Origin of the sequence: Aeromicrobium erythreum, assembly GCF_001509405.1 — a bacterium.
Lineage (GTDB): Bacteria > Actinomycetota > Actinomycetes > Propionibacteriales > Nocardioidaceae > Aeromicrobium > Aeromicrobium erythreum.
On record NZ_CP011502.1, the window covers coordinates 1,770,880 to 1,783,975 of the forward strand.

Genomic DNA, 13,096 nt, shown 5'->3' on the forward strand with positions numbered 1-13,096 from the left:
TGCGAGGTGGTCGGGCGTGAACGGGACGAGTCTTCCCGTAGTCGAGGTGGGGCCCGTCGCCCTGTGCCCTCGGTGGGCTCGTGGGCCCGTGCGAGGTGGTCAGGCGTGAACGGGACGAGTCTTCCTGTGGTGGAGGTGGGGCCCGTCGCCCTGTGCCCTCGGTGGGCTCGTGGGCCCGTGCGAGGTGGTCAGGCGTGAACGGGACGAGTCTTCCTGTGGTGGAGGTGGGGCCCGTCGCCCACGGCGGAAGCTGCGTGGCGCGGCTGGACGGGCAGGTCGTCTTCGTCCGCCACAGCCTGCCGGGGGAGCGGGTCCGCATCCGCGTCACCGACACCACCAAGCGGTTCCTGCGAGCCGACGCCGTCGAGGTCCTGGAGGCCTCGCCCGACCGCGTCGAGCCGCCCTGCGCCCTCGCCGGCACCTGCGGCGGCTGCGACTTCCAGCACGTCGACCCCGCTGCGCAGCGCCGGCTGCTCGCCGACGTCGTCGCCGAGCAGCTGCGCCGGCTCGCCGGCATCGAGCGCGACGTCGTCGTCGAGGAGGTCCGACCCACCCTCGGCTGGCGCACGCGCGTCACCTGGTCGACCACGCCCGACGGGCGCCCCGGTCTGCGCAAGCACCGCACGCACGAGGTCGTGCCCGTCGAGCACTGCCCCATCGCCCACCCCGACCTGCCCGACGTCACCGCGCACCGCTGGGACAGCGGCCCGGTCGAGGCCATCGTGTCGTCCACCGGGCAGCGCCTCGTCGTCACCGACGCCACCGTGCCCTCAGACCTCGACGTCGACGGCGTGGCCGGCACCGACGGTCACCGCCGCGCCGGGGGCACCCGGCTCACCGAGCACGTCGCACCGCACGACTTCACCGTCACCGGCTCGGGCTTCTGGCAGGTGCACCCCGAGGCGGCACGGACCCTCGTCGACGCCGTCCTCGACGCCGCCGAGGCGCGCCCCGGCGACCGCGTCGCCGACCTCTACGCCGGCGTGGGACTCTTCACCGCCTTCCTCGCCGACGCCGTCGGACCGGACGGCCTCGTCGTCAGCGTCGAGGCGGACCGGCAAGGAGCTCGCGACGCCCGCAGGTCGCTGCACGGTCGCAGCCAGGTGCGCCTCGTGGCCGACTCGACCGAGCGGGCGCTGCGCCGCGAACCCGCGCTCGCCGACGGCGTCGACGTCGTCGTCCTCGACCCGCCCCGCACCGGAGCGCGCAAGGCCGTGCCGGGCGTCGCGGCCCTCGGCGCCCGCCGCGTCGTCTACGTGGCCTGCGACCCGGCAGCCCTCGCGCGCGACGTCGCCACGTTCGCCGAGCACGGGTACCGCCTCGGTCCGCTGCGGGCGTTCGCGCTGTTCCCGATGACGCACCACGTGGAGTGCGTGGCCGTCCTCGACCGCGTCGACTGACCTCCGCGGCGGCCGACGAGGTTGTCCGAGGACCACCTGGACGGGCAGGGTGTCGCCATGGCCTACGCCGACCCGACCGTGTGTCCCGACTGCCGGGCGCGACTCGACGGTGCGCGGGTCTGCGCGCGCTGCGGTCTCGACCTGCGCACCGCCGAGGCGGGACGGCTCTGGAACCAGCTCCTGCGGGTCGACCGCGACCTCGAGCGAGCCCGCCGCGCCAGCCGGCCGCAGACGGTCGCGGCACCCGTCCCCGCAGCGCCCGCTCCTGTGTCGACCGTGACGGTGCCGGAGCCAGCCACGGCAACAGTGCCGGCCCCAGCACCAGCGGCCGCCAGCCCAGCCTCGACCAGCCCAGCCTCGACCAGCCCAGCCCCGACCAGCCCGCCTTCGACCGTCCCTACCGTCGACTCCGTCGCGGCGACGACGCCGCGCGCCCCCGTCTCGGTGGGCACGGTCCTCCTGGCGCTCGGTGCCCTCGCCCTCCTCGTGGCCGGGGCCATCTTCATCACCGTCTACTGGGGTCCGATGGGGATCCTCGGCCGCGCCCTGGTGCTGCTGGCGGCGACAGCCGTGGCCGGTGGCGTCGCCGCCGTGGTCACGCGCCGGCGTCTGCGGGCGTCGGCCGAGGCCCTGTGGACCGTCTTCCTGGGCCTGTTCACGCTCGACTGGTTCGCCGCGCGCGACCAGGGACTGCTCGGTCTCGACACGCTGCCCGGCGCGCCGTGGGACCTGCTGTGGTGCGCCGTGGTGGTGCTCACGACCGCGGGGATCGTCAGGCTCGGACGACGCACCCTCGACGACGCCCGCGAGCTGGTCGTCGTGTCGGTGCTCGGCGGCCTCGCCGGGGCGGTGGCCGCGGTTCGGGTGGCGGTCGTGCTCGACGACGGCGGAGCGCGCCCCTTCTGGTCGGCGACCGCGGCGCTCGTCGTCGCCGTCCTCGTCGGTGCCGCGCTGCACCGGGCCACCGCACGGGTGGGGGCCTGGGTCGCTCTCGCCGCGGGCGGAGTCGCTGCGCTGGTCGCCGTCGTCCTGGCCCTCGTGGACGCCGTCGCGCACCCCGCACTCGGCGACCTGGTCGGCGGGGCCCACGGCGTCCCGCTCGCGATCGTCACCGCCGTCGCTGCCGGCGCCGCGTCGCTCGGGCGGCTGCCCGCCCCGGCGCGGACGGTGTCCGCCGGCGCCGCGCTCTCGACGCTCACGCTCCTGGCGGCCCTGCCCGCATGGTCGGCGGCTCCGCAGTACGGCGCCCTGCTCGTGCTCGCCGCGGTCGCGGTCCCCGCGGTCTGGGTCCCTGGCCGCGCACCGTGGGCACGCGGAGCGCGAGCAGCAGGCGTCGCGCCGTCGCTCCTGGTGGCCCTCGCGCTCTTCCCGTGGGGAGCGCAGCTGCTGGCCGTGGTGGGCGAGGCACTGTCGACCACGGGCGGACATCGCATCGACCACCCCCTCACGACCTTCGACGTGCCCGGCACCGACCGGCCCTGGCTCGCGTGGACCCTCGGTGCAGCGGCGACGCTGGTCGTCCTCGGTGCTGCACGCTGGCGCGTCGTGGGACGTCTGCGGCCTTGGGCGCCCGGCGCGGCCACCAGCGTCGCCGTCGTCACCGCCTGGTCGGTGCTCGCCGACGCCGGTCCGTCGGCGGTGCTGCTGGCCGGCAGCGTCGTCGCCGGTGCCCTCGTGCTCTGGGCCGTGACGACCTTCGGGACGCGCGCCGGAAGGCCCACGCCGTGGTGGTGGGTGGCGGTCGCGACGCTGGCCGTCGCGCCGGCGCTCGCCCTCGACGCGCCGTGGGCGTGCGTCGTCGTCTGGGCTGCCGCGACGCTCGGCCTGGTCGTCGTCGCGCTCGTGCGGGCGCCCCGCCTGCGGAGTGGTGTCGCGCTCGGCCTGGCCGCAGCCTGGGGCCCAGGGACGGCAGGCGAGCTGGTGGTGGCGCTCGACGGCGACGCGCAGGTCCGGCTGGCCGCCCTCGTCGCCGCGATCGTGCTGACGTTCCTCGTCGGCGTGCTCCTGGTCGACGACGTCGCCCGGCGCACCGGGGTCGAGACCGGTCTCGCCGCCGCGCTCCTCGTGACCGTCGCGACCAGCGCGGCGGAGGTCAGCCCGGTCGCGGGAGCGGTCGCCGCGCTCACGCTCGGGGCGACCCTCGCGCTCGTCGCGGCCGCGCCGCACGGTCGACGGGTCGCCCACCCCGCTCTCGCGGCCACGGCCGCGGTGGTCGCGGACCTGCTGGTCGCGGGGGACTGGTCCACCGCGTGGTGGGTGTGGGGCGTGTCGGCGCTCGTGGCCGTGGTCGCCGCCCGGGCGGCACGACCCGCTCCGGTGCGAGAGGTGCTGGCAGCGGTCGCGACCGTGCATGTCGGGATCGCGCTCGTGCCGCCCGCCCAGCTGACCGACCTGGGGACGGGGGCGACAGGCGTCGTCCTCGCCGCGGCGGCCGCGCTCGCACTGGTGGTCTCCGGCGTCGGGCTGCGCGACCGCACTGGTCGTCTGGGCGTCGAGGGCGGCTCGGGCCTGCTGGCGCTGGGCGGCGTGCTCGTCGCCGCGGCCGTGGTCGACGTCGACGTCGTGTGGCTCGTCGCCACCCTCCTGCTCCCGGCCGTTGCCGCCGTCCTGGTCTCGCTGCTGGTCGCCGACCGCGCCGTCCTGCGCGCGGTCGGTGGGGTGCTCGCGACCGTGGCCGTCGTCGTGTGCATCGGCGACTGGGAGACGGCCGTCGTCGCCTGGCCGCTGGCGGCCGTCCTGCTCGGGGTCTGCGCGCTGCCGGACGACGGACCGCCCTGGCGCGACCTCGCCGCGTCGGCGGCGGCCGTGACCGCGATCGCCTCGACCGTCCCGGTCCTCGAGCTGGTCGACGCGCCTGCGACCGTCGCCTCGCTCACCGTCCTGCTCGCGGCCCTCGTCGTCGGGGCGGGGGCGTCGGCACTCCTCGACGACCGTCGAGGTCGCCGTGGGGTCGAGCTGGCCGCGGTGACCGCGCTCCTCGTCACCGTGCTGTGGGCGGCGGGGACGACGTCGCTCGCCTGGCTCGCCCTCCTGCTCACGCTGCTGGGCGCCACGCTGGTGCTCGTCTCGCTCCTCGTCCCCGACCGGGCCGTCCTGCGGTGGGTGGCGACCGTGCCGCTCGGCATCGCCTACGTGCTGCGGCTCGTGGCCAGCGACGTCGGCGTGGTCGAGGCCTACACCGTGCCGTTCGCGCTCGTGCTGCTCGGTGCCGGGGCGTGGGTGCTGCTGCGCACGGAGCCGCCGCGCAGCACGGTGGTCGCCCTCGGGCCGGGGCTCGTGCTCGGACTGCTGCCGAGCCTGCCGCAGGCGCTCCTCGCTCCGACGAGTCCGCGGGGGCTCGCACTGGGGCTCGTGTCGCTCGCCGTGCTGGCGCTCGGCGTCCGGCTGCGCTGGCTCGCGCCCTTCGTGGCAGGGGCCGTCCTGGTGGGGCTGCTGCTCCTCGTCCAGCTCGGTCCGGTCGCCGTCGCGCTGCCGCGCTGGATCCTCATCGCCGCCGCCGGTGTGTCGATGCTCGGCGTGGGCATGACGTGGGAGAGTCGGGTGCGCGACGGCCGCGCGGCCGCCCGCTGGATCGGAGCGATGCGATGAACGACGCCCAGGACCTCACGCCCGCGTCCGACGTCGGCGACGAGGAACGCACCGTCGGCGACCTGCGACGCTCGGCGCTCGCCCAGGACGTGCTGCTGTTCTGCGTCGCCTTCACCGCGGGCGCGCTGGTGGTGCTCGTCGCGCGGATCCTGGGCAGCGCGACCACCGGCGACGTGTGGACCCTGGGCCGCTCCGACGGACTGCTGCTGGGCGGGCTCGTCGCCGGAGAGCTGTTCGTGCTGTGGAACAACGGTCTGCGGCAGGGCGTCCGCGGGCACAGCATCGGCAAGCACCGCGAGGGCCTGCGGGTCGTCCGCGCGGGAGAGGGGAGCCCGACCGGGGCCGCGCGTGGCCTGCTGCGTGGGCTCGCGGCCGCGGTGCTGATCGACCTCGCCGTGGCGGCGGTGCCCATTGGCCTGCCCACGGTCCTGCGCTCGGCCACGCCGGACGCGTGGCACCTCGGGTTCGCGGCCTACCTGGGCCTCCTGGCGCTGCTGGTGCCGCTGCTCCTGGGCATGCACCGCGGTGTGCTCGACCGCGTCGCCGGCACCGAGGTCGTCCGTGCGCACGGCGACGACGCGGCCACGTCGGTGCCGCGGCGGCGCGCGCTCGTCGTCCTCGACGCAGTCGGCGTGGTGGGCGTCCTGACCGTGTGCGCGGCGCAGCTGGCGTTCATGTGGCCGCTCCTGTGGCGCTGGCCCGGGCTCTTCTGACCCGCCGGCGGCCACGACGTCGGACATTCCTCTTGACATCGTGTATCTTGATATCAAGAGACTTTCCCGGCCGGACACCCTCGCGGTGCACGTGCCGCGGCAGCCGGAAGGGCGCGAGGTAAGGCGCACCTGACCTGGCAGCCCGGCGGTCCGGTCGGCAGGATGGAACCCGACGCGAAGGAGACACCCATGGTCGACAGCTTCAACGCCGAGCAGACGCTCGAGGTGGACGGCACCAGCTACACGTACTTCAAGCTCGACGCGGTGCAGGGTGACGGCCTCGACGTCGCCACGCTCCCGTTCAGCCTGAAGGTCCTGCTCGAGGCGCTCCTGCGCACCGAGGACGGGGCCGACATCACCGCCGACGACATCAAGGCGATCGCCGCCTGGGACCCGTCGAGCGAGCCCGACCAGGAGATCCAGTTCACGCCCGCGCGCGTGATCATGCAGGACTTCACCGGCGTCCCCTGCGTCGTCGACCTCGCCACCATGCGCGAGGCCATGGTCGACCTCGGCGGCGACCCGTCGAAGATCAACCCGCTCGCACCCGCCGAGATGGTCATCGACCACTCCGTGATCGCCGACGTCTTCGGCACGCCCGAGGCCTTCGAGCGCAACGTCGAGATCGAGTACGAGCGCAACGGCGAGCGCTACAAGTTCCTGCGCTGGGGCCAGGGCGCGTTCGACAACTTCAAGGTCGTGCCGCCCGGAACCGGCATCGTGCACCAGGTCAACATCGAGCACCTCGCGCGCGTCGTGTTCGACAAGGACGGCACGGTCTACCCCGACTCCTGCGTCGGCACCGACTCCCACACCACCATGGTCAACGGCCTCGGCGTCGTCGGCTGGGGCGTGGGCGGCATCGAGGCCGAGGCCGCGATGCTCGGCCAGCCGATCAGCATGCTCATCCCGCGCGTCGTCGGCTTCAAGCTCCACGGCGAGCTGCCCGAGGGCGCCACGGCGACCGACCTCGTGCTCACGATCACCGAGATGCTGCGCGACCACGGCGTCGTCGGCAAGTTCGTCGAGTTCTACGGCTCCGGCGTCGGCGCCGTCCCGCTGGCCAACCGCGCCACGATCGGCAACATGAGCCCCGAGTACGGCTCCACCATCGCGGTCTTCCCGATCGACGAGGAGACCACGAAGTACCTCGAGCTGACCGGCCGCAGCGCGGAGCAGGTCGCGCTCGTCGAGGCCTACGCCAAGGCCCAGGGCCTGTGGCACGACCCCGACCACGAGCCGCGCTACTCCGAGTACCTCGAGCTCGACCTCTCGACGGTCGTCCCCTCGATCGCCGGCCCGAAGCGTCCCCAGGACCGCGTCGAGCTCGCGTCGGCCAAGGAGGGCTTCCGCGGCGCGCTCAACGCGTACGTCGAGGAGGAGGCCGAGACCACCACGGGCAAGTACGACGAGGCGCTCGAGGAGTCGTTCCCCGCCTCCGACCCGCCGGCCTCGGACGCCGAGGGCACCACGCCCTCGCGCGACTACCTCTCGTGCGTCCCCGCCGACGGCGGTCGCCCGAGCAACCCGATCGAGGTCACGCTCGACGGCCAGACGTTCACGCTCGACCACGGCGCCGTCACCATCGCCGCGATCACGTCGTGCACGAACACGTCGAACCCGTCGGTCATGATCGGCGCGGCGCTGCTCGCGAAGAAGGCCGTCGAGAAGGGCCTGACGCGCAAGCCGTGGGTCAAGACGACGCTGGCGCCCGGGTCGAAGGTCGTCTCGGACTACTACGACCGCTCCGGCCTCACGCCCTACCTCGACAAGCTGGGCTTCAACCTCGTCGGCTACGGCTGCACGACCTGCATCGGCAACTCCGGTCCGCTCATCCCCGAGGTGAGCGCCGCCGTCAACGAGAACGACCTCGCCGTCGTCTCGGTGCTGTCGGGCAACCGCAACTTCGAGGGCCGCATCAACCCGGACATCAAGATGAACTACCTGGCGTCGCCGCCGCTGGTGGTCGCCTACGCCATCGCCGGCTCGATGGACGTCGACATCACGACGGAGCCGCTCGGTGAGGACACCGACGGCAACCCGGTGTACCTGAAGGACATCTGGCCGTCCCCGGCCGAGGTCGAGGACGTCATCGCCTCCTCGATCACGAGCGACACGTTCGGCAAGGAGTACGCCGACGTCTTCGCGGGCGACGAGCGCTGGCAGAACCTGCCGACGCCCGAGGGCGACACGTTCGCCTGGGACGAGGACTCCACGTACGCCCGCAAGGCGCCGTACTTCGACGGCATGGGCCTGGAGCCGGAGCCGGTCACCGACATCGAGGGCGCCCGCGTGCTCCTCAAGCTCGGCGACTCGGTGACGACCGACCACATCAGCCCGGCCGGCGCCATCAAGAAGGACAGCCCCGCGGGCAAGTACCTGATGGAGAAGGGCGTCGAGCCGCGTGACTTCAACTCCCTCGGCTCGCGCCGCGGCAACCACGAGGTCATGATCCGCGGCACGTTCGCGAACATCCGCCTGCGCAACCAGATCGCCCCGGGCACCGAGGGTGGCTTCACGCGCGACTTCACGGCCGGGGGAGAGGTCACGACCGTCTTCGACGCGTCGCAGAACTACCAGGCCGCCGGCGTGCCGCTGGTCGTGCTGTCGGGCAAGGAGTACGGCTCCGGCTCGTCGCGCGACTGGGCGGCCAAGGGCACGGCGCTGCTGGGCGTGAAGGTCGTCATCGCGGAGTCCTACGAGCGCATCCACCGCTCGAACCTCATCGGCATGGGCGTCCTCCCGCTGCAGTTCCCGCAGGGCGAGAACGCCGAGTCGCTGGGCCTCACGGGCGAGGAGACCTTCTCGGTCACCGGTGTCACCGAGCTCAACGAGGGCCGCACGCCGAAGACGGTCAAGGTCGTCGCCACGCAGGAGGGCGGCGAGACCGTCGAGTTCGACGCGGTCGTCCGCATCGACACCCCCGGCGAGGCGAACTACTACCGCAACGGCGGCATCATGCCGTACGTGCTGCGCAGCCTGCTGGACTGAGCGGTCGGCCTCCGGGCCGCCGCGCCACGACGAGACGCCGTCCCCGGTTCGGGGGCGGCGTCTCGTCCGTCGTGGGTGAGCCCGTGCGTGGGACCGTGGTGGGGCGGTCGTGTCGTCGGAGCCGGCTGGTAGACAGTGCGCGTGACCACCAGCGACCAGCTCGAGCTCCTCGCGCTGCCGCCGTCGCCCCCACCGACGCCCCAGCCGGCAGCAGCCGAGGAGCCTGGTCGTGAGGCGGAACCCGTGCTGGTCGCGCGGGTCGCGGTCGACACGCCGCTGCCGCACCTCGACCGGCTCTTCGACTACGCCGTGCCTGCCGACCTGGACCCGCAGCCCGTGCCCGGCTGTCGGGTCAAGGTGCGCTTCGCCGGACGGCTCACCGACGGGTTCGTGGTCGGTCTCGGCGGCGCCTCGGCGCACGAGGGTCGGCTCGCCCCCCTGGCCAAGGTCGTGTCGGCCGAGCCGGTGCTGAGCCCGCAGGTGCTCGGCCTGGCCCGCGAGGTCGCCGACCGTTGGGCGGGCACGCTGTCCGACGTGCTGCGCCTGGCCGTCCCGCCGCGTCAGGCACGGGTCGAGGCCCGTCCGTCGATCCCTGCGCCCGAGGGTCCCCTGCCCGACGTCGACGACGAGGCCTGGCACGTGTGGCCCGACGGCCCCGATCTCCTCGCCTCGCTCGAGTCCGGGGGAGCGCCTCGCGTCGTGTGGGAGGCGCTCCCGCTGCGCGACCCGGCGGTCGCCGTCGCGGAGGCGGTGCTGGCCACGCTGCGCTCCGGTCGCGGCAGCGTGGTGTGCGTCCCCGACGCCCGCGACCTCGACCATTGGGACACGGTGCTCGGCTCTGTCCTCGGCGAGGGACGCCACGTCGTGCTGTCGTCCGCACAGAAGCCCGCCGAGCGCTATCGGGCGTTCCTGGCCGTCGCGCGGGGAGAGGTGTCGGTGGTGCTGGGCACCCGTGCCGCGGCGTTCGCGCCGGTGCGGCAGCTGGGGCTGGTGGCGCTCTGGGACGACGGCGACGACCTCTACGTCGAGCCCCGCGCCCCGTACCTGCACACCCGCGAGGTGCTGCTCACCCGCGCGGCTCGGGAGGACACCGCGCTGCTCCTGGCCGGCTACGCGCGCACGGCGGAGGGCCAGTCGCTCGTCGCGTCGGGCTGGGCGAGGTCGGTCCAGGCCGAGGCGGTCACCCGGCGTCGCGCCTGGCCCCGGCTCGCGGTCACCGACGGCAGCGTCGCCGGAGGTGCTCCTGCCCGCCTCCCGCACGAGGTGTTCGCCGCGGTCCGGCGCGCCGACGGGCCGGTGCTCGTGCAGGTGCCGCGCCGGGGGTACCGCACGTCGCTCGCCTGCCAGGACTGCCGGACCCCGGCCCGGTGCACCACGTGCGAGGGCCCGCTCGCCCAGTCCGGTCGCGACGCCCTGCCCACCTGCCGCTGGTGCGGGACCGCCGACCCGCGCTGGATCTGCCGCACCTGCGGGTCGCACCGGCTCCGCGCGCCCGTCGTCGGCCAGCTGCGGACCGCCGAGGAGTACGCCGCGGCGTTCCCGGGCCGCGAGGTCGTCACCTCCGGCGGTGCCGACGTGCTCGCGGTCGCGCCCAAGGGCGACGTGCTGGTGCTGGCCACGCCCGGCGCGGAGCCGCGGGTGGCCGGGGGCTACGCGCTCGTCGTGCTGATGGACACCTGGCTGGCGCTGGGCCGCGACGACCTCCGTGTGCTCGAGGAGGCGCACCGCCGCTGGTTCAACGCCCTCGCCCTGGCGCGGGAGCGCGCCGACGCCGTGGCGGTCGGCGACCCGGCGCTCCTGCAGGGACTCGTGCGTGCCGACCCCGCCGGCCTCGCCGAGCGTGAGCTCGCCGAGCGCGCGGAGGCGCACCTGCCCCCTGTCGCGCGGGTGGCCGTGGTCGAGGGTCCGGCCGCCGACGTGGCGCCGCTCGTCGACGCACGGTGGACGCCCTCCACCGAGGTGCTCGGCCCGGTGCCGACCTCCACGCGCCCGGGCGAGCCGGTGCACGAGCGCCTGGTGCTGCGGGCGCCACGTCGGGAGGGTCCGGCCCTCGCCGCCGCGCTGAAGGACGTGCAGGCGGCCCGCTCGGCGGCCAAGCAGCCGCCGTTGCGCGTGCGCGTCGACCCGCACGCCTTCTGAGTCCCCACCACCACGCCGCAGCACCACGCGGGGCGGGGCCGGTCGCGACGAGCACCTAGACTCGGCCGACGTGAGGATCGTGTTCGCAGGTACCCCCGAGACCGCCCTGCCGTCCCTGGAGGCGCTGGTCGGGAGCCGGCACGACGTCGCCGCGGTCGTGACCCGCCCCGACGCGCGCCAAGGTCGCGGTCGGACCCTGCACCCGTCGCCGATCGCCGCCCGCGCGGCGGAGCTCGGCATCGAGGTGCTCAAGCCCGAGCGTGCCGACGACCCGGCGTTCCTCGACCGGCTCCGCGAGATCGGTCCGGCCTGCTGCCCGATCGTCGCCTACGGCGCGCTGCTCAAGCGCGATGCTCTCGACGTGCCGGAGTACGGCTGGCTCAACCTGCACTTCTCGGCCCTGCCCGCCTGGCGTGGCGCCGCGCCGGTGCAGCGCTCGATCATGGCCGGCGACGAGGTCACGGGCGCCACGGTCTTCAGTCTCGTCGAGGCGCTCGACGCCGGCCCGGTGCTGGGCACCATCACCGAGCGGATCCGCGACGACGACACCGCCGGCACGCTCCTCGAGCGGCTCGCCCACGAGGGCGCGCGGCTCCTCGTCGACGCCCTCGACCACGTCGAGGACGGCGACATCGCCGCCGTCGCCCAGCCCGAGGACGGCGTCACCTACGCCCCGAAGCTCACGACCGACGACGCGCACGTCGACTGGAGCCGGCCGGCCTTCGCGGTGGACCGCCAGGTGCGCGGATGCACGCCCGCACCCGGCGCGTGGACGCTGCTCGACGGGCAGCGCGTCAAGCTCGGACCGGTCACGCCGACGACCGACGACACGCTGCGTCCTGGGGAGGTCCAGGCCGGCCGGCGCGAGGTCCGCGTCGGCACCGCCACGACCGACGTCGTGCTCGGCACGGTGCAGCCCACCGGCAAGAGGCCGATGGCTGCCGCCGACTGGGCGCGCGGCACGACGATCGAGCCGGGCACGGTGCTCGCATGAGCGACCCGTCGCGCGGTGTCGCCTACGACGTGCTGCGCGCCGCCGACGAGCGCGACGCCTACGTCAACCTGCTCCTGCCGCAGCTCCTGCGCGAACGGGGGATCGTCGGACGCGACGCCGCGTTCGCCACCGAGCTCGTGCACGGCACGCTGCGCCTGCGCGGCACCTACGACGCGGTGCTCGACTCGCTGGTCGGTCGCCCGCTCGACCCGGAGGTGCGCGACGTGCTGCGCCTCGGCGCGCACCAGGCGTTGTCCATGCGCGTCCCGTCGCACGCGGCGGTCTCCACGAGCGTGAGCCTCGTCCGGCGCGTGGTCGGCCACAAGCCGGCCGGGCTCGTGAACGCGGTCCTGCGCAAGGTCGCGGCCGACGACCTCGACACGTGGGTCGAGCGGCTCACCCAGGACCTCGAGCCGGACGACGCCCTGGCGGTCCGCCGGTCGCACCCGACGTGGGTCGTCCGCGGGCTGCGGTCGGCCCTGCGCGCGGTCGACGCCGCCGACGAGCTCGACGCGCTGCTCGAGGCCGACAACCGTCCGCCGAAGGTGACGCTCGTGGCCCGCCCCGGCCTCGTCGACCCTTCCGACCTGCCGGGCACGCCCGGCCAGGTGTCGCCCTACGCGCGCGTCCTCGACGCCGGCGATCCCGGCGACGTCGCCGCTGTCCGCGACGGTCGCGCGGGCGTGCAGGACGAGGGATCGCAGATGGTGGCCCTCACCCTCGCCGAGGCTGCCCTCGAGGGGTCCGACGCTCGCTGGCTCGACCTGTGCGCCGGCCCGGGCGGCAAGGCCGCGCTCCTGGGTGCGCTGGCCGCGCAGCGCGGCGCCCACCTCGTCGCCAACGAGGTGCAGCCGCACCGCGCGGAGCTCGTCCGGCGCGGGCTGCGGGCCCTCCCCGACGTCGAGGTCACCGTCCACGACGGACGTGAGGGGCCCTGGGAGCCCGGCTCCTTCGACCGTGTCCTCGTCGACGCGCCCTGCACGGGCCTCGGTGCGCTGCGCCGGCGCCCGGAGTCGCGCTGGCGTCGGACGCCGGAGGACCTCGCCTCGCTCGTGCCGCTGCAGCGCGCGCTGCTGCGCCGCGCGGTCGACCTCACGCGTCCGGGTGGGCTCGTGGGCTACGCGACCTGCTCCCCGCTCGTCGACGAGACGCTCGAGGTCGTCGAGTCGGTCGGGCCCGGTGTGGCGGAGCTCGTCGGCGTCCACCGGTGGTGGCCGCACCGCGACGGCACCGACGCGATGTTCCTCGCCCTCCTGCGCCGTCGCTGACGA

General features: G+C 74.9%; 7 protein-coding genes. All 7 read left to right on the forward strand.

Going from position 1 to position 13,096, the window contains the following annotated elements:
* Positions 1–224: 224 nt before the first annotated feature.
* The 7 genes from Aeryth_RS08325 to Aeryth_RS08360 all read left to right on the forward strand — a co-directional run bounded on the left by Aeryth_RS08325 (position 225) and on the right by Aeryth_RS08360 (position 13,093).
* Complete coding sequence (locus Aeryth_RS08325; protein WP_417864611.1) at positions 225–1,400, forward strand: class I SAM-dependent RNA methyltransferase; 1,176 nt, start codon at positions 225–227, stop codon at positions 1,398–1,400.
* Positions 1,401–1,457: 57 nt separating this feature from the next.
* Positions 1,458–4,988, forward strand: coding sequence for an SCO7613 C-terminal domain-containing membrane protein (locus Aeryth_RS08335; RefSeq protein WP_144433732.1), 3,531 nt, complete (start codon positions 1,458–1,460; stop codon positions 4,986–4,988).
* Complete coding sequence (locus Aeryth_RS08340) at positions 4,985–5,701, forward strand: RDD family protein (RefSeq protein WP_067857149.1); 717 nt, start codon at positions 4,985–4,987, stop codon at positions 5,699–5,701. Before Aeryth_RS08335 ends, Aeryth_RS08340 begins: the two co-directional genes overlap by 4 nt.
* A 162-nt stretch (positions 5,702–5,863) precedes the next feature.
* A complete protein-coding gene (locus Aeryth_RS08345) occupies positions 5,864–8,692 on the forward strand; it encodes an aconitate hydratase (RefSeq protein ID WP_417864568.1) in 2,829 nt (942 codons plus the stop codon).
* Between the two features lie 141 nt (positions 8,693–8,833).
* Positions 8,834–10,831, forward strand: coding sequence for a primosomal protein N' family DNA-binding protein (locus Aeryth_RS08350; RefSeq protein WP_202967720.1), 1,998 nt, complete (start codon positions 8,834–8,836; stop codon positions 10,829–10,831).
* 70 nt (positions 10,832–10,901) lie between these two features.
* Complete coding sequence (gene fmt / locus Aeryth_RS08355; RefSeq protein WP_067857153.1) at positions 10,902–11,825, forward strand: methionyl-tRNA formyltransferase; 924 nt, start codon at positions 10,902–10,904, stop codon at positions 11,823–11,825.
* The gene (locus Aeryth_RS08360; protein ID WP_067857156.1) at positions 11,822–13,093 is read left to right on the forward strand and encodes an RsmB/NOP family class I SAM-dependent RNA methyltransferase; all 1,272 of its coding nucleotides are present in this window, start codon (positions 11,822–11,824) and stop codon (positions 13,091–13,093) included. Before fmt ends, Aeryth_RS08360 begins: the two co-directional genes overlap by 4 nt.
* Positions 13,094–13,096 lie beyond the last annotated feature (3 nt).